13 protein-coding genes and 2 pseudogenes are annotated in these 17,467 nt (G+C 72.4%); 5 read left to right on the plus strand and 10 right to left on the minus strand.

The genetic code is table 11. The features are described from left to right. Positions 1–66: 66 nt before the first annotated feature. Positions 67–1,779 (minus strand): RCC1 domain-containing protein, encoded by a 1,713-nt coding sequence (locus tag OV079_RS19365; protein ID WP_267770312.1) that lies wholly within the window; start codon positions 1,777–1,779, stop codon positions 67–69. A 281-nt stretch (positions 1,780–2,060) separates the two neighbouring features. Between OV079_RS19365 and OV079_RS19370 the strand changes: the two genes are divergently transcribed. Then, complete coding sequence (locus OV079_RS19370; RefSeq protein ID WP_267770313.1) at positions 2,061–2,837, plus strand: SDR family NAD(P)-dependent oxidoreductase; 777 nt, start codon at positions 2,061–2,063, stop codon at positions 2,835–2,837. Positions 2,838–2,970: 133 nt separating this feature from the next. Here the strand turns inward: OV079_RS19370 and OV079_RS19375 are convergent, their stop codons facing one another. The 4 genes from OV079_RS19375 to OV079_RS19390 form a co-directional block, all read right to left on the minus strand. Next, positions 2,971–4,434, minus strand: coding sequence for an ATP dependent DNA ligase (locus OV079_RS19375; RefSeq protein ID WP_267770314.1), 1,464 nt, complete (start codon positions 4,432–4,434; stop codon positions 2,971–2,973). A gap of 24 nt (positions 4,435–4,458) precedes the next feature. Continuing rightward, complete coding sequence (locus OV079_RS19380; protein WP_267770315.1) at positions 4,459–5,163, minus strand: hypothetical protein; 705 nt, start codon at positions 5,161–5,163, stop codon at positions 4,459–4,461. A 22-nt stretch (positions 5,164–5,185) separates the two neighbouring features. Further along, positions 5,186–5,788, minus strand: coding sequence for a hypothetical protein (locus tag OV079_RS19385; protein ID WP_267708807.1), 603 nt, complete (start codon positions 5,786–5,788; stop codon positions 5,186–5,188). 173 nt (positions 5,789–5,961) lie between these two features. After that, the gene (locus OV079_RS19390) at positions 5,962–7,410 is read right to left on the minus strand and encodes an FG-GAP repeat domain-containing protein (RefSeq protein WP_267770316.1); all 1,449 of its coding nucleotides are present in this window, start codon (positions 7,408–7,410) and stop codon (positions 5,962–5,964) included. Positions 7,411–8,430: 1,020 nt separating this feature from the next. Between OV079_RS19390 and OV079_RS58185 the strand changes: the two are divergent. The 4 genes and pseudogenes from OV079_RS58185 to cutA form a co-directional block, all read left to right on the plus strand. Continuing rightward, positions 8,431–8,616, plus strand: a pseudogene (locus OV079_RS58185) (c-type cytochrome); the annotation flags it as partial. A gap of 107 nt (positions 8,617–8,723) precedes the next feature. Further along, complete coding sequence (locus OV079_RS58190; protein ID WP_420829527.1) at positions 8,724–9,104, plus strand: c-type cytochrome; 381 nt, start codon at positions 8,724–8,726, stop codon at positions 9,102–9,104. An 81-nt stretch (positions 9,105–9,185) separates the two neighbouring features. After that, the gene (locus tag OV079_RS19400) at positions 9,186–9,779 is read left to right on the plus strand and encodes a hypothetical protein (RefSeq protein ID WP_267770318.1); all 594 of its coding nucleotides are present in this window, start codon (positions 9,186–9,188) and stop codon (positions 9,777–9,779) included. Positions 9,780–9,821: 42 nt separating this feature from the next. Further along, positions 9,822–10,154, plus strand: a complete 333-nt coding sequence (gene cutA, locus OV079_RS19405) for a divalent-cation tolerance protein CutA (protein WP_267770319.1) — start codon at positions 9,822–9,824, stop codon at positions 10,152–10,154. On the opposite strand, the gene OV079_RS19410 is transcribed toward cutA, so the two are convergent. The 5 genes and pseudogenes from OV079_RS19410 to OV079_RS19430 form a co-directional block, all read right to left on the minus strand. Next, positions 10,138–12,597: a hypothetical protein gene (locus OV079_RS19410; RefSeq protein ID WP_267770320.1), complete on the minus strand. Its 2,460-nt coding sequence runs from the start codon at positions 12,595–12,597 to the stop codon at positions 10,138–10,140. The two genes, cutA and OV079_RS19410, sit on opposite strands and share 17 nt — an antisense overlap. A 5-nt stretch (positions 12,598–12,602) precedes the next feature. Next, positions 12,603–13,607 carry a penicillin acylase family protein gene (locus OV079_RS19415; protein WP_267770321.1) on the minus strand — a complete coding sequence of 335 codons (1,005 nt, stop codon included), beginning with the start codon at positions 13,605–13,607 and terminating at the stop codon, positions 12,603–12,605. Between the two features lie 55 nt (positions 13,608–13,662). Then, positions 13,663–15,054, minus strand: a pseudogene (locus OV079_RS19420) (penicillin acylase family protein); the annotation flags it as partial. A gap of 400 nt (positions 15,055–15,454) precedes the next feature. Next, entirely contained in the window at positions 15,455–16,816 is a 1,362-nt protein-coding gene (locus OV079_RS19425) for a cobalamin B12-binding domain-containing protein (protein ID WP_267770322.1), read from the minus strand. Continuing rightward, on the minus strand, positions 16,813–17,427 hold the full coding sequence (locus OV079_RS19430) for a biliverdin-producing heme oxygenase (protein WP_267770323.1): 615 nt from the start codon (positions 17,425–17,427) through the stop codon (positions 16,813–16,815). Before OV079_RS19430 ends, OV079_RS19425 begins: the two co-directional genes overlap by 4 nt. Positions 17,428–17,467: the final 40 nt, after the last annotated feature.

The raw sequence follows: 17,467 nt of genomic DNA on the forward strand, positions 1-17,467 counted from the left end.
GGCCAGGCGCTCCTGGGCGCTCGACGGCGAGCCGCGCCGGCCCGGCTCGCCCCGTGACTCAGCCCGTCAGTACGGCACCGTGCCGACCGAGGCCGGCGACTCGGTCTTGCCGACCGTCATCTCGTGGCCCAGGCCGAGCCGGCCGAAGATGTTGCCGCCCCAGCACCGCAGCGTCCCGTCGGCCAGCGCGGCGCAGCGGTGGCTGTTGCCGCTGTCGAGGTGGAGGACCGGCCCGCCGACGTCGATGATCGTCGGGGTCCAGACGGTGCTCTGCCCCGGGACGCCGGCGGCCCCGTGGGTGTTGCTGCCCCAGCACTGCAGCTCGCCGGTCGCCAGCAAGGCGCAGCCGGACAGGGAGCCGATCGAGACGGAGGTGGCCGGCCCCGCGAGCGGGACCGGGGGCGGCGGCATCTCGCCCGGCTCGTCGCCGACGTCGTCTCCGATGCCGGTGCCGAGCGAACCGTCGTCGTTCTGACCCCAGCACCGCACCTCGCCGTCGGTCCGCAGGGCACACGTGAACGCGAAGTCGGTCGAGATCGCGACCTGCGCGATCGGCCCGCCCACGTCCACCGGCGGCGGCGGCATCTCGCCCGGCTCGTCGCCGCGCGCCTCGGTGTCGCCGTAGCCGAGCTCGCCCCACGCGTTGCTGCCCCAGCAGCGCAGCGTGCCGTCCTTCAGCACCGCGCACGCGTGGTTGGTCCCGGCGGCGATCTGCGCCACCGGACCCCCGAGCTCGAGGTCGGGCACCGGCAGCTCGCCCGGCTGGTCGCCGAGGTTGTTGGTGTGCCCGTAGCCGAGCTTCCCGCCGAGGTTGCTGCCCCAGCAGCGCACCGCGTCGGTCTCCGTGATCGCGCAGGTGAAGCCGCCGCCGGCCTCCACGTCGCGCACGGGCGCGCCGACGTCGACGTCGACCGGCGGCATCTCGCCCGGGTCGTTGCCCACAGTGCCGCTCCCGGCGCCGTTACCGAGCGCCCCGCCGGAGCCGATGCCCCAGCAGCGGACCTTGCCGGTGTCGAGCACCGCGCAGGTGTGCATGCCGCTCGAGCTGGCGCGGAGCACCGAGCCGCCGAGCGGGACCGACGGCGTCGGCAGCTCGCCGGGCTGGTCCCCGCGCGCGGCGGTGTCGCCGTAGCCGATCTGGCCGGCCGACCCGGCGCCCCAGCACCGCATCGTCCCGTCCTCCAGCACCGCGCACGAGTGGAACGTCCCGCACGCGAGCTGCACGATCTTCGGGTTGTCCTCGCACGCGGGCGTGCAGGCGTCGCCGCCGAGGTTGTTGCCGTCGTCGCACGCCTCGCCGCGATCGACGGAGCCGTCGCCGCAGATCGCCGGGACGTCGTCGGTCGTCGAGCCCTCGCTCGTCGAGTCGCTCGTCGTCGAGTCGTCCGTCGTCGAGTCGTCCGTCGTCGAGGTCGTCTCCGTGTCGCCCGTCGTCGAGGTCGTCGTCCCCTCGCTCGTCGATTCGCCCGTCATCACCCCCTCGGTGGTCGAGCCGTCGCTCGTCGAGCTCGTCGTCATCTCGGCGGTGGTCGAGTCGTCGCTCGTCGAGCCGTCGCTCGTCGAGCTCGTCGCCTCCTCGCCCGTCGAGCTCGTCGAGCCGGTCGTCGGCTCGCTGCTGGTCGTCGAGGTCGCCTCGCTCGACGCCATCGTCGTCTCGCTCGTCGAGGACGAGGGGTCGCTCTCGGTCGACGGATCGCCGGCGGCCGGCAGGCCCGGGCACCCGCTCAAGAGCAGCGATCCGCCGATCCAGGCGAACACCTTCTGTTGAGCGCGGCGCACGGGTGGCAATTGAACGGTCCTCGACTTCATCGTCTCTTCCTTCGAATGGGCGACGCCCCGGCCGACCCTCTTCCACCCCACGCGGGGACACGGGCCGGCCGACTGCGTCTGCCGGGACAGTGACGGCCGGTCTCCGATCAATTGCCGGGGTTGGACACGCCGCTGCCGGCGATCGGCGAAACCGCCGCGGCGCCGCGGCCGACGTCCTTCGACCCGCGCGCGTGAGCCGTCGTCGCCGGCCAGGCCCCGCGCCGCGGCGCGCCCCGAGTACACTGCCGCCCATGTCGAACGCACCGCTCGCGCTCATCACCGGGGCCGGCCGCGGGATCGGGCGCGCCGTCGCCGAGGCGCTCGCCCCGGGCCACGCCCTCGTCCTCGCCGGCCGCGACCGCGACGTCCTCGACCGCACGCGGGCCGAGCTCACCGCCCCGCACGGCGCCCACGTCCTCACCGTCGACCTCGGCGACGCGGCCTCCCGCGCATCCTTCCTGTCCGAAGTGACAGGTCTCGAGAGTCAGCTCGGCGCGCGCGTCCAGGTCCTGGTCAACAACGCCGGCGCCGCCCTCTCGGCCCCGCTCGCGCGCACCGGCGACGACGCCTGGGCGCGCCTGCTCGAGCTCAACTGCACCGCCCCGTTCGTGCTCACCCGCGCGCTCGTCCCGGGCATGCTCGCGGCCGGCTGGGGCCGCGTCGTCAACGTCGCCTCCACCGCGGCCATCAAGGGCTACGCGTACACCGCCGCCTACTCGGCCAGCAAGGCCGGCCTGCTCGGCTGGACGCGGGCCCTCGCCGTCGAGCTGGCCAGCAAGGACGTCACCGTCAACGCGGTCTGCCCCGGCTTCACCGACACCGACATCGTCGCCGACGCCGCGCGCAACATCCAGGCGACCACCGGCCGCAGCGAGGACGACGCCCGCAAGGCGCTGGCCCGCTTCTCGCCGCAGGGCCGGCTGCGCAGCCCGGCCGAGGTCGCCGACCTGGTCGCCTGGCTGGCGCGGCGCGGCGCCGGCGGCGTCACCGGCCAGGCCCTGGCGATCGACGGCGGCGAGACGGCCTGACCGCCGCGGCGAGGCGGCCCGAGCCGCGGGGCGCTCCGGCGACATGGCCGCCCGCACATGCGCGAAGGGGCAGGTCCCGAAGAACCTGCCCCTTTCGTCATGTCCCGATGGACATGCCCTGGCGGTCAGCCGCTCAGCCGACCTTGTCCCAGCCCTTCTTGATGTTCTCGGCGATCATCTCGTCGCCGATCTTCAGCGCCTCGCCGAGCGTCGGCGCCAGCCGGACCTCGCGCTCGAGCGGCGTCTTGCGGCCGGCGGAGAAGTCGGTCCAGTGGACCACGAAGGCCGGGTAGTTGGGGTCGGTCTTCTCCTTGTTGGTGCGCCAGATGACGAGCTTGCGCACCGCCTGCTGGCCCTTGGCGCTCTTGGCGTAGACCTCGCGGCGGATCACCTCGGAGGCCGGCAGGACCAGGCGCTCGGCCTTCTTGTTGAGGCTGTCGATCTGGACCCGCTCGAGCACCTGGGCCACGCGGATGTCGACCGGGTTGACCGTCTTGTCGCTGCGGATCCGCGAGAACACGGGGTGGAGGATCGACACGCCGGGCATCTCCCGGATCGTGCGCCAGCCGGTCTGCGAGTGCTCGAGCACCATGCGCAGGATCGGGTCGCCGCTCGAGTCCTCGCCCTGGATGTCGGTGACCTTGACCTCGATGACCGTCTCCGGCGGGACGAAGCGGTACAGCGCGCCCTTGCTGTTGGCGTAGCGGTAGTTCGAGGCCACGCTCTTGCCCGACAGCTGCTGGTAGAACGCCTTGCGCTGCTCGGTCGGCATGTTGCCGCAGGCGCCGATGACCTGGAACTGGCCGTCGTCGCGCATCATCGCCAGCAGCAGCGAGCCGACCGCCTCGGGCTCGTCGGAGCTGTCGGTGTAGCCGATGATCGCCGCGTCGATGTCGATGGTCGGCTTGAGCTTGAAGACCAGGTTGTCGGCGGTGCGGACGACCAGGCCCTCGCCCTTGCCGCCCTCGACCCACTCGTTCCAGCGCTGCATCACCTGCTCGGCGCTGCTGGCCGCCTCGGTCTTGATCGCCTGCAGGCGCTTGCCGCCGGCGAGCAGCCGCTGGCACAGCGCCAGGCGGTCGACGTACAGCGGCGGCCGCTGCGGCGTCTCGGCGTCGCCGCCGTGGAGCACGTCGAACGCGAAGTACGCGATGCGCTCGACCTGCGCCTGGGCCTCGCCGCCCATCGCCGACCCGAGGTCGCCGACGCGCGGCCGGCCCTGGCCCGGCGCCTTGGCGGCGAACAGCTCGCCCGCCAGCACCGTGCGGCCCTGCTTGCGCCCGAGCGCCGCCTTGGCCTCGAGCAGCACCGGCACGTCGCCGGAGACCACGCGGCCGGTCGGCGAGCACAGGATCGCCTGCTGCTCGTCGAGCACCAGGAACCACAGCTCGCCGTCGACCTTCGGTGACACCTGCAGCACGCCCGACGGGACCGCCCCGCGGGCCAGGTCCTCGAAGGGCAGCGCGCGGTAGCTGCCGGCCACGGCGCGCTTGTAGTTGCGGAACATGGCCGCCAGCTCGGTATCGAGCAGGCTGCCGGCCGGGCTCTGCTTGCCCTTGCCGAGCGGACGGGCGCTGTCGGTGGAGAACAGGCTCATGACAATCTCCAGTCTGTCCGAAGGTCAGGTCGCCGCCGCGCCCGGGGCGCGCAGCTCGAGGTTCGAGAGGTGGAGCAGCAGCTTGTACTTCTGGCCGTCGACCCGGCCCTCGAGGAAGCCGCGGTACGGCGAGCCGTTCTCCTGGAAGATCAGCGGGTCGCGGCCCTTGCTGCCGGCGCCGAGCAGCGCCAGCTCGCCCTTGTCGTGCAGCTCCTTCGCCATCTTGAACAGGAAGTCGAACGACAGGCCGTCGACGTGCTTGATCTGGATGGTGCGGCGGAACGCGAACTTGGTCACCACCTCGGCCTTGGGCAGCCGCCGCGGGGTGAACCGCACCGGCGACTCCTTCTCGTTGGTGTTGGCCGGGATGTCGGCCGCCGGCTTGCGCTCGCGCTCGGCCCCGTCGGGCCCGAACAGCACGTCGACCAGCTTCGGCGAGGCGTGCAGCACCTCGCCCTTGCTCGACAGGAACACCGTCTGCGTGTCGCCGACCTGCTTGCCGACCTGCTCGATGTCGATCTCGGGGTCGCCGTCGATCAGCGCCTGCGCCAGGTCGCCCGGCTGCGCGCTGAGCTTGGCGTACGTCCCCGCCTCGGTCGTGGCCAGGTAGCGGCGGAACTCGAGCTTCTTGCCGGGCACGCCGGACACCGGCCCCTGCTTCTCCTTGACCGACTCGAGCGCGAGCGTGGCGTCGCGCTTCTCCTCGTTCATCAGCTGGATCTTGCGCATGGCTGTCTCCCTGACCTGTCCCTCAGAACATCTCGAAGTCGAGCTCGTCGCCGTCGTCGTCGCCGCCCGGATCGTCGGCCACGGTGGTCTGCAGCTCGCACCAGTCGCTGACCGCCGGCGAGCCGACCAGCGCGAAGTAGGCGCCGCCGTTGCACACCAGGTAGGCCAGCTCGGTGTCGTAGCCGCCGCGGTAGCAGAACACGAAGCGGAACACCTTGCCGCCGCGCAGCTCGCCCTCGAGCTTGGGGTCGAGCCCGTTGGGGTCGAGCGTGTAGACCGAGCGCACCGCCAGGTCGAGCAGCTCGCCCGGATCGACCGGCCCCTCGAGCTTCTGCGCCTCGCCCAGCGTGCTGGGGATGTGCGGCAGCGGCTTGCCGTCGGCGTCGAGCCCGACCAGCTTGCCGTTCGGGATCCACGCGTTGCCCTCGTCGAAGTAGCCCTGCGCGGTCATGCCGGAGCGGATCAGCAGGGTGCCGTCCCGCGACAGCTCGGCCCGCTCGCAGCGCTGCTCGTGGGGGTCGAGGATCTGCCGCTGCCGCTTGCCGTACAGCTTGGCGCGGTCGAGCTTCTCGTGATCGAAGGTCGACTGCACGCCGCCCCAGGTGACGATGATCGGTTTCGCCATAAGTGCGAGGGCCGCCAAAGGCCGCCAAGCCTTATCCGACCGGCCGCGCAGCCGTGTCAAGCCGAGCCGCTTCGCAGCGCGCATTCGCGCTGCGCACTACTGCCCATCGACATCGCGATGCAGGCCCGCTGCGCCGCGAATCGCCGTCCTTGTACGCGCAATCGAGCCATGCCCTATAGCGTGGTGAGGATCTGGATCTCGAGCAGATCAGGCGCGCCCGCGACGATCTCCATCCGACCGTCGCCGTCGACGTCACCCGCCGCCAGCAGCTCGCGCGGCGCCGGTGCTTCGAGCGCGAAGGTGTTCGAGCAGAAGAACCCGCCGTCGGCGTCGCCGCGCAGCACCGAGACCGACGCCGCGTCGCCGCCGGCGATGAGGTCGAGCAGACCGTCGCCGTCGAAGTCGGCCAGGAGCCCGCCGGTGAGCACCGCCGGCGCTCGCCAGAGCCGCGGCACCGCGAGCCACTCGCCGGGCTGCTCGGCGCGCCACACCGCCACCAGCCCGCCCTCGTCGTCCTGCGTCAAGCCGACGATCTCGTGGCCGACCGGGCCGTCGAGCTCTCCCGCGAGCGCCTGCGAGATCGGCGAGCCGCCGGCCGAGAGCGCCACCGACTCGGTGAAGCCGCCGCCCAGCACCCCGGTGAACACGCGCGCGGTCGTGAATCCGTCGAGGCTCGTCGGTCCGACCAGATCGGAGAGCGCGTCGCCGGACACGTCGAGGACGCTGACGGCGAGCGAGACCGGCACGTCGGCCGGCATGCCCTGCGCGAAGTTGCCGAGGCCGTCGCCGAGCCACGTGCCGATCGTCGGGCTGGTCTCGCTGATCGTCAGCAGGTCGCCGCCGGCGCCGCCGTTGTCGTCGACGTCGCCGAAGTGCACGCGCCGCGTCCCGCTCGCGGCCTCGAGCTTCGGCTTCACCGTCCACTGCCCGGCCTGACCGACCAGCACGTTCACGTCGCTCGCCACCTGCTGCGCCGCCGCGAGGTCGGTGTCGCCGTCGACGTCGAGGTCGCCCGCGGCCAGGTGCAGCTCGCCCGTCGCCGAGATCAAGGCGATCACGGACCCGGGCGAGAAATCACCGGACCCCGAGTTGACCTGCACCTCGATCACCGAGACCTGCGGCGCCCCCGTGGCGATGTCGAGGTCGCCGTCGCCGTCGAGGTCGGCCACCACGAGCGAGGTCGGCGCGTGGACCAGCGGGAAGATCGAGGTCACCTCCGAGAACACCCCGCAGCTCGGCAGCTCCTGCACGCCGACGCAGGCGCCCGCGACGCACACCTGACCTGAAGGACAGTCGGAGCCGCCGCCGCAGTCCTCGGCCGAAGTCGTCGAATCGGTGGTGGCCGAGGTCGGCGTCGTCGGCGACGACGTCGCCGTCTCGCCGGTGGTCGTCGGCTCGATGTCGGTCGTCACCGCCCCGGTCGTCGGCGCCGGAGTCGTGGTGATCGTCGGGTCGGTGCTCGGCTGCGGAGAGGTCGGTCCGCCGCTGGTCATCGGCACGCCGGAGATCGATCCACCGCCCGAGCTGTCCGAGCTGCCGCCCTCGGTGTCGCTCTCCGGCGGCGGGGTCGGGCCGCAAGCCACCACACCGACGACGACCCCCACGCCGAGCGAACGCATCATTCTCCCAGGCTACCCGGACCCCCATCCGGCCATCAACTGCGGACGCGCTCGCCGGCGTTGCAGCGCGCCAGCGCGCATGCCGGTCGCTCGAACGGACATGTCCCTGGAGACATGTCACTCCCGCGCGCGGGCCGGCTGCCGCGTCGCCGCCACCGCCAGATCCGCTACGATGCGACGATGTCCCGCCGCCTCGCGCTCGTGTGCACCCTCCCCCTCGCGTGTACGAGCCCCGTCGCGGCGACCGACGGCGGCAGCGAGCCGACCGCCGGCGAGACCGGCGCGACGACGCACGAGGCCTCGACCACCGGCGCCGGGTCCACCGACGCCTCGACCACCGACGTCTCGACCACCGGCGCACCGACCACCGGCGACTCGCCCGATGGTTTGCACCCGATCCCCGCCGACCCGCAGCGCGACGGCGATCCGGACGCCGGATATCACGCCCTCGTCAACAATGGTTATGTCAGCTGCGGGATCCCCTGGACCGCCTATTCGCAGGTCTTCACCGACGCCCCCGAGGAGCTGCGCCTGCCCGGGCGTGACGGCAAGAACGCGAACCTTCCCTATGACAAGACCGCCTTCGTCGGCGCCAGCGGGGTCGAGCTCGTCAGCGCCAACTGCTTACAATGTCACGCCGGCGAGATCGACGGCCAGCTCGTCATCGGCCTCGGCAACGCCAGCGCCGACTTCACGGTCAAGGTCGGGGGCAGCGCGGCGCTGGCCGACCTGCTCCTCGACGACCCGGCCGAGAAGGCCGAGCTGCAGCGCTTCGTCGCCCGCCTGAACGCGGTCGAGCCGTACACGCAGACGCTCACCCTCGGCGCCAACCCGGCCGACAACATCGCCGCGGTGCTGTTCTCGCACCGCGACCCGTGGACCATGGAATGGTTCGACGAGCCGCTGCTCGACCTGCCGCCAGTCGTCGTCACCCCCGTCGACGTCCCGCCGTGGTGGCACATGAAGAAGAAGCACGCGATGTTCTACGTCGGCGCCGGCCGGGGCGACCACGCGCGGACGATGATGGCCGCATCGACGCTGTGCACCGACGACATCGACGAGGCGCGCGCGATCGACGAGTACTTCCCGGACATCCGCGCCTACCTCCTCACCCTCGAGCCGCCCGCCTATCCGTTCGCCGTCGACGCCGCGCTCGCGGCCGCCGGCCAGCAGGTGTTCGCCGCCACCTGCGCCGGCTGCCACGGCACCTACGGCGCCGAGCCCACTTACCCCAACCTGCTCGTCGACCTCGACGTCATCGCCACCGACGCCGCGCTCGCCACCGACGCCTCGCAGTTCGCCGGCCGCTACGTCGATTGGTTTACAAGGGGTTCTACGGCGAGGTCTCGCGGCTCGAGCCGCAGGTCGGCTATGTCGCGCCGCCGCTCGACGGCATCTGGGCGACCGCGCCGTATCTTCACAACGGCTCGGTGCCGACGGTCGCCGCGCTGCTCGACAGCGCCTCGCGCCCGCAGTCCTGGACCCGCAGCCACCAGTCGACCGACTACGACCCCGTTGCGCTCGGCTGGAAGCACGAGGCGCTCGATCACGGCCAGGAAGGCGAGCCCTCGGCGGACCTGCGCAAGCGGATCTACGACACCACCCAGCCCGGCTACGGCAACGGCGGCCACACCTTCGGCGACGCCCTCGACGCGAGCGACCGCGCCGCCGTGATCGAGTACTTGAAGACGCTGTGAGCGCTGGCCCGGGCGAGCCGTCGCGCGTAAGCTCGCCGCATTAATCGCATGCCTCGCTCGCATCATTCATTATCGATCCTGGTGTTCGCGCTGCTCGCCTGCGGCCCCGACAAACAGAGCAGCACCGACGCCTCCACCGGCAGCTCCAGCACCTCCGGCACGAGTCAGCCCGTCACCTCCGGCGGCACCACCACCTCGGACGCTCCCACCACTTCGTCGTCCACGAGCACGGATGCTGCGACGGACACCGGCACGACCTCGACCACCGGCACCACCGGCACCGAAGACACCGGCACCACCACCACCAGCACCACTGGAGCCCTCCCCGTCGGGGATTGCGAGGAGCAGCTCGACCAGGTCGACTGCGAGGCCATTATCGGGCGCAGCGGTCACTCGGACTGCGTATGGGTCGAGCTCGTCGCGCAGTGGAGCCGGGACGGCGGCTGCGACGTCTTCGCCGGCCCCTCGCGCTGCGTGCAAGGGCGCTACGGCGGAGACGGCTGCTTCGACAGCGGCTGCCCCGATCTCGAGCGCGTGTACATCCGCGATCTCGGCGACGGCACCTTCGAGATCGTGAACAACCCCGGCGGCACCTGCGGCGTCGAGCCGGACGGCTGGAAGCAATGCAGCACCGAGTTTCCCGATTCGCCGGCGCCGTGCAGCTGCGTCTGCTGATGCCCTCCCGCACCTCGCCCGCTCTTGCGCTAAGCTCGCGCCATGCCCGGCGCCGCACCCGACATCCACGTGATCCTCATGACCTGTCCTCCCGACCAGGCCGAGAAGATCCTCCTCGCCCTGCTCGAGCGGCGCCTCGTCGGCTGCGGCAACATCATCCCGCTGGTGCGCTCGCGGTACTGGTGGGAGGGCCAGATCTGCAGCGACGACGAGGCCCTCGTCGTCATGGAGACCACCCCCGATCGCCTCGACGCCCTCTACGCCGCGATCCCCGAGGTCCACCCCTACTCGGCGCCCAAGGTCGTCGCCCTCCAGCCGAGCACCTGCGGCGAGCCCTACCTGCAGTGGCTGCGCGCCGTCACGCGCCCGGCTTGAGCGGAGCTCCTGCGCGCACGAGCTTGCGCGCGCAGGCGACGAGCGCCAGGTAGCAGGCCGCGCCGACGGCCATGGTCGTCGAGATCCCCCAGGTCATGGATGTCCCGAGGGCCAGGCCGCTCGCGCACACCCCGAACGCCCCGTTGATGCCCCACAGCCACGGCGTGACCGCGTGTCCGCCTGCCCTTTCGACCAGGCGGAGGCCGAGCGGGAAGCAGATGCCCATCCCGAGCGCGGGCGGGGCGATGAGCGCGATCGACAGCAGCACGCGCACGGCCGTCTCGGCGCCGGCGAAGCTCTCCGTCACCGGGCCGGTCGCCAGGCGGACCGCCACCACCATCAGCGCCGGGATCAGCGGGAACAGCCACGCGATCGCGCCGCCGCGCTCGACTGCCAGCTTGCCGCTGATCAGGCTGCCCACGCCCGCCGACAGGATGATGCCCCCGAGCACCACCGCCAGCGACAGCGTCGGGTGGCCGACGAACACCCCGACCTGCGACAGCAGCGCGATCTCGACGAACATGAAGCCGAGGCCGATCAGCGCGAAGTAGGCCAGCGCTGCCGCCAGCGTCGCCGGGGCCAGCCCGCCGGTCGCCGGCGCCTCGCGCTCTCCCTCGCGCGTCGCCGGCGGCCGCGCCACCAGCGGTCCGAGCAGCGCCCCCAGCGTCAGCAGCAGGCTGACCAGCGTCGCGTAGACCAGCGTCTGGGTCGCCTGCAGGTTGCCGAGGAACCCGAGGTCGAGCTGGCTCACGTCCTCCTGGCCTTCGAGCCAGGTGCCGGGCTTCAGCATGTTGAAGAAGAACGGGCGGTCGTCGGTCGGCGGCGTCAGGTCCAGCGTCTGCTGCGACGCCCACTGCCACAGCGCCGCGCGGTCCTCGATCGCGCCGAGCTCCGCGAGCAGCGGCTGGGCCGGCAGGCGGCGCGGCGTGAGCACCATGTTGACGCCGATCCGCACCGCCTCGCGCTGCATCAGGTCGAGGTCCTCCTTGCTGAACGGCGTCGGCGACACCAGCAGCGTCGCCACGCTCTCGATCTGCAGCAGCAGCAGGTGCGCGCGCGGCTTCTCGACCCCGAGCTGCCACAGCGCCTCCATCGCCAGCGCCACCATGCGCGCGGTCTCGCCGGGCGACTCCTTCTTGTACCAGCGCGACACCGTGAACACGCCGGTGGGCGCCAGGCGGCGCAGGAACACCAGCCAGCCCTCGACCGTGTACAGCCCGTTCTCCGACAGGCTGTAGGCCCCCGCCCCGGTCGAGGCCCAGGTGTCGATCAGCGACATCGTGATGACGTCGTAGTGCCGGCGGTCGCGCGAGAAGAAGCTGCGCGCCTCGTCGGTGTGCAGCTCCACGCCCGGGCGCGCCGCGATGGTCGAGAAGTCGGCCATCGAGCGGCGGTGCAGGTCGACGATCGCCGCGTTGAGCTCGACCCCGACCACCGGCGCGTGGCCGCTGCGCAGCGCCGCCAGCACGTCGCGGCCGCCGCCGACGCCGATGACCGCCGCCGGCCCGGTCGGGCGCAGCCGGTGGGCGAACGTGCTGAGGTCCCAGTCGAGGTAGGCGTGGTCCGAACCTGACCCTTCGGCCATCATCGTCGCGGCCGCGCCGTCGATCTTCAGCACCCGCTGCTGGATCGGCGCCCGCGCCTCCAGCGGCATGTTGCGCCCCGGCGCCCACAGGTACGGCGGCAGCGCGATCTCGGCGCCCACCGTCACCCGCGAGTGCGTGTTCCAGGCCACGTGCATGAACTCGCGCGGGTCCTCGCGCAGGCCCTTGACCCACGCCGGGCGCAGCGGCGGCGCCTCGGCGGCCGCGTTGAAGCCGGCGAACGCCAGCAGCGCCAGCGCCAGCCCGGCACATGTCCCGAGGGACCTGCGCCTTTCGCCAGGTTCTTCGTCACATGTCGCAAAGGACAGGGCGCCCAGCGCCGCGACCGCGCCGACCACCAGCACCGCGCTGGCGGCGTCGACCGCGTCGAGCAGCGGGATCACCAGGCCGCAGCCGGCCGCCGCCCCGAGCAGATCGCAGCCGTAGGCGCGGCCCGGCGGCAGGCCGGTGCGCGTCAGCGCCAGCGTCAGCGCCACCCCGGCGGCCGCGAACGGGACCGCGAGCGCGGCGCCGAAGCCGAGCAGGGCGAAGAAGCCCATCAGATCGGTGACCGGCAGGAGCGGCCCGGACATCGTCCATGCCACCGCCAGCGGCGCCAGCGCGGCGAACAGCGCCGAGCTGCGGGCGAGCCGGCGGACCACCACCGCCTGGCCGAAGCGACCTGGCCGCATGAACACGTAGATCGAGCCCGCGGTCATGCCGAGCATCGCCAGGGCGATGACGAAGAACGACAGGTGGTACCACGCGATCACGCTGGTGATCCGCGTCAGCAAGATCTCGAGCGCGAGCGTCGAGCCCGCGACGAGGGCGATCCCGGCGTAGAGGAAGAACGGACGCATCGGCCTCACCCGCCCTCGACCACGGTCTCGTGCAGGTTGGGGTCGGCGGCGATGTCGGCCTCGCGGAACAAGAGCGGGCGCCACTGCTTGCGCGAGAACAGCTCGGTCTGGTCGCGGAAGTGGGGCGAGCGCGGGTCCTCCGACTGCGAGTAGGTCAGGAACGCCTCGCCGCGCGGCCCCTCGGGCAGGAGCTCGACCGCCATCACGAACGACGAGCCGTAGTTCACCACGTAGCCGCGCTCGGTCAGGCCGGCGGTGCCGTCGATCGGCGTCGGCCGGGACACCTTGGGCAGCAGCGTCGAGTTGAGGCCGGCGTTATAGCCCACCACGTTGGCGATGCCCTCCTTGGCGAACCCGCCGTGGACCCCGATCTCGACGCCCCCGCGCGGCGCTCGCTGCAGCTGCTTGAGCGGGGCCGACAGCGGCACCCCGGCGGTCTTCAGGTTGATCACCGCCTCGCCGAGCGCCACCAGGGCCCCGTCGACCTTGCCCTCGGCCGGGGCGATCAGCGTGTGCGGGGTGTGGATCGGGTCGTCGACGTCGAACGGCACGCTGAACAGCGAGCCGCGGTCGAGCACCGAGTCGGCCCCGTAGGCCGCGAGGTACTCGCGGAACAGCACCGCGCCGACGCTGTCGGGATCGAAGCGCCGGTCCCACGCGCCGAGCAGCTGGCAGATCGTGCGCAGGTCGACGACGCTGCCGGCGACCTCGACCAGGTGCTGGGCGTCGCAGCGGGCCAGCAGCTCGTCCAGCACGAGATCGGCCGTCAGCGAGTGGTTGCCCTGGATCGCCGCCTCGATCTCCGCCAGCGAGAACGTCCCGTCCTCGCCGGCCGCCACGAACGGCGGCTCGTTCTGCAGGAGCATCGCGTTGACCCGCGTGCGCGGCGACTGCGGCGCGCGCTCCGACCCGTGCAGCGGCGAGAAGCCCTCGAGCGGCGCGGCCGGGTTGGCCAGCCAGTACGAGTCGTTGGCGTTGAACACGAAGTCGCGGCGGTCGAGCTGCGGCATGGCGGCGAACGGCACCAGCCCCGGCGCGCGCGTCGCCGCTGTCCTGCCATTCGTACGTCGAGTCGCTGCCGTCGAGCACCACGAGGCCGCCCTGCTGGTACAGCAGGCCGGTGAGGAAGTCGTCCTCGACGGCCGCGCGCCAGCCGGCGATCGCGGCCTCGGAGATCTGGGCGGTCGCCGACGCGTCGGCGTACCAGGCGTTGCCGTGCTTGTCGGCCGCCATCGTGTTGACCCACGGGATGCCCTGCACCGTCTGGTAGACCTGCTTGAACTCGTCGAGGCTCTTCGCCTTGTCCATGCCGAGGAACTGCTCGATGATCCGCGGGTTCTCGATGTTGGCGTCGCGGTAGGTCAGCGCCACGTCGGTCGACCAGCCGATCGGGTCGACGTTGAGCATCGGCCCGTAATGGCTGTACCACAGCGTGCGCGTCACCTTCTCGCCGCCGGCGACCTCGACCTCGAAGGTCTTGGCGGTCATCGGCCGGGACGTCCCGTCGTACAGGTACGCGGTCGGGTCGTCCGGGTCGAGGGTCAGCTTGTAGAACGTGAACCGCGTGCCCGCCGAGAACGTGTGCGTCCACCCGATCTCGTCGTTGAAGCCGATCAGCACCCCGGGCACGCCCATCAGGCCGACGCCGTAGATGTTGAGCTCGCCCGGCACCGTCACGTGGCTCTCCCACAGCTTGAGCTCGCCGGTCCACGGGAAGTGCGGGTTGGCCACGACCATGCCGCCGCCGCCGGTGGTCTTGTCGGCGCCGAGGGCCCAGCCGTTGCTGCCGAAGCCGCCGCTCGTCAGCGTGCCGAGGCCCTCCATCGGCCCGCCGGGCACCGTCAGCGGCGAGCCCGGCGGCTGCGCCGTGCCGATGTAGCCCGCCAATTGATTGCTGCTGCCGAGCAGCCCGAGGTCGACGTAATAGCGGACCAGGTCGAGCGCCTCGATCTCCCGCACCCACGGCGCCCCCGCGCAATCGGGCGGCAGGTCGCCGGGCGGCGTGTCGCGCAGGTATTGATTGTACCCGGCCGCGTAGCCCTCGATCGCCGCCTTGACGTCGGCCGGCGCGGCGTCCCACATCCGCTGCGCCCGCAGCCCGACCTCGAGCGCGAGGTAGGCGAAGTCGGAGGTCAGGTGCGCGTCGCCGTTGCCGCGGCCGAAGTACTTGGCCCGCTCCGCCCGGACCTTGACGATCTGGTCGGCCAGCGTGCACGCGTGGTCCTGCGCGAACGCGTAGGCCTGGCCGAACAGCGCGCTGCCGAGGTCGTCGGCCTGGACGTGCGCGACCCCGAAGCTGGTGCGCCGGATCGTCGCGCGGTAGGTCGGCTCGCCCGCGGTCTCCGCGGTGTCGCTGTCCCCGGTCGAGCTCGCTCCGTCCGTCTCGGTGGTGGTGGTATTGGAGGAACCACAGGCGAACAGCGGGGCCAGCGCGAGGACGGCGAGCTTGCGCAACATCGCCCGTCAGGCTAACGCGCCGCCGCAGAGCCGCGCAAGCGCGCCGCCCTCGCCGGACCGCGCAGCGCCGTCTCTGCGCCACCATTCAGGGCCGGTCCTCGCGAGGCCCCGAGCCCACGGCGCGGGCGATCCCGTGCTTTTGCCGGTGGGCCTCGTCCGATCGGCGCGGGCGGGCCGACCCGCGGCCCCGCTTTGCGTCGGTTCCTCACGCGGGGCCTGGCCGGCCGCGACGGCCTCGGCCGGCCCCCGTCGACGCCGACTTCACCCGGCGGCGCCCCGCGTGCCGGGCCCGCGAGCTGCGCGGATGGCCAGATGGACATGTCCCATGAGACATGTATCGACTTCACGTCGGCGAGCCGATCGCATGGCCCGTGAAACATGTCTCACGAGACATGCCCCATCAGACAGCAGACCTGTGGGCCGCCGCGAGCGCCGCCGCGAACAGCTCGGCGAGCGCGGGCTCGCCGGGGAGCTGCTGCTCGATCGCGGTGCGGATCGCCTCGATGCGGCGCACCAGCCGGGCCCGCGGGATACCGCGGCGGTCGAGGTAACCAGCGAGCCAGGCCACGTGATCGGCCAGCGCCCGCGGCGAGGTCAGCGCCAGCGCGTCGGCGCAGTACGACACCAGGGTGGCGAGCTCTGCGACCTGCAGCGGCTCCTCGTCGCCGGCCTCGGCCAGCGCCACCGCCGCCGCGAGGACGATGGTGTCGGCGCGGCGTTGCACCTCGCCCGCCAGCCCGTTCGGGTACGCCAGCGCCGTCTTGGCCGCCTGCAGCAGGTCGACCGCGGCCTGCCCGTCGGGCCACCGCTCGTCGGCCACGGCCGCGGCCAGGCGCTCGAAATTCTCCGCGAGGTGCAGCGTGCACATGCCGCGGGCCGTCAGCACCTGCTGCAACCAGCGCGCGTAGTTCTCCAGCACCGCCGGCTCGTCGTCGGCCAGCGCCTGCTGCAGGTACTGCACGTGGAAGCGGCCGTCCTCGCGGCCGTGCTTGTCGGCACGCGCGCCGAAGCGCTCGCGCCAGAACGGGTCGGCGTACATCTCGCCGAGCACGCGCTCGGTGAGGCGGTCGCAGGCCGCCCCGAGCTGGCCTATCAGCGCCTCGTGGCGGCTCACGGCTCCACCCCCACCAGACGGCGCGCCGTCGCCACCAGCTCGCTCGCGCTGTCGCCCGCCTGCGTCACCCCGAGCTCGCCCGCGAGGCTCGGCGACCAGCGTCGCGTGCCCGCCGATGAACACCGGTCGGTCGCTGACCTCGCGCACCCCGGCCACCGCGGACCGCAGCGCCGGCAGGTTGAAGCTCATCGTCACCGACAGGCCGATCAGATCCGGCTGCTCCTCGCGGACCGCCGTGACCAGGTTGCCGGTCGGCACGTTGGCGCCCAGGTAGCGCACGTCGAAGCCCGCGAGCTCGAGCGCGTCGGCGACCAGGCGCGCCGGCAGCTCGTGCAGCTCGCCCTCGACGCACGCCAGCAGCACCGACTTGCCGAGCGGCGCCTTCGGCGTGGCGCGCTCGAACAGCGCCGCCAGCGAGAGCTGCGAGATCGCCGTCGCCATGTGCTCCTGGGCGATGCTCACGCGGTTGAGCTGCCACAGCCGACCGATCTCGTTCTGGGCGGCGCGGATGACGTGGACCTGCAGATCGTCGATCCCCACGCCCGCGCCGAGGCCGTCCTCGAGCAGCAGGCGCACGGCCTCGCGGCGATCGCCCGCCAGCTGCGCGCGCAGGTAGCAGTCGCGCAGCTCGGTCAGCGCCGGGGTCATGACGCCTCCTGCAGCGATTCGCCGGCGGCGCGGGTGCGCGGCGCCAACCAGTCGATGAGGCGCACGAACGTCTCGCGGGCGCCGAACACCGCCTCGTCCTCGGCGGCCGGGGTGACCAGCTCGCGCGCCACGATCGCCGCGAAGGCCCGCCAGCGGGACCCCGTCTCGGCGCCGTGTCCGGTCAGGAACGCGGTCGCTCGCCCGCGCAGGCGGACCAGCGGCGGCGGCAGCTTGGCGAGGATGTAGCGCCCGCCGAGCGTCGAGCCCTCGAGCACGTAGGCGACCCCGAGCGCGCGCGCCAGCGAGGTCACCGACGGTAACGAAGTACATCGGGGGGCGCCCCTGGGGTCGTCGCCCAGGGCGAGGAGATCGGCCGCCAGCATGGGCGCCCTGCGCCGCGCTGCGGCGTCGAAGCCGGCGGCGCGGAGCCCGTCGTGCGCTTGCAGCACGTCTTCGAGCGGCGCGTGATAACCGAGCATCGCCGCCAGGTAGTGGCGGTAATCGGTCAAGGTCGCATCGGCGTCGAGGATCCGCACGTGGAGCTCCGCCTGTTGGTGGAGGTCCGCAGTGCCGTCCTTGAGCCGGCGAAGCGGTTCGCGGGCCGCGGTCACGATCCCACCGTGCCCCGCACTCGCCGCCGGGTCAAGCGAG

It is taken from the genome of Nannocystis pusilla, from assembly GCF_026626665.1.
Lineage (GTDB): Bacteria > Myxococcota_A > Polyangia > Nannocystales > Nannocystaceae > Nannocystis > Nannocystis pusilla.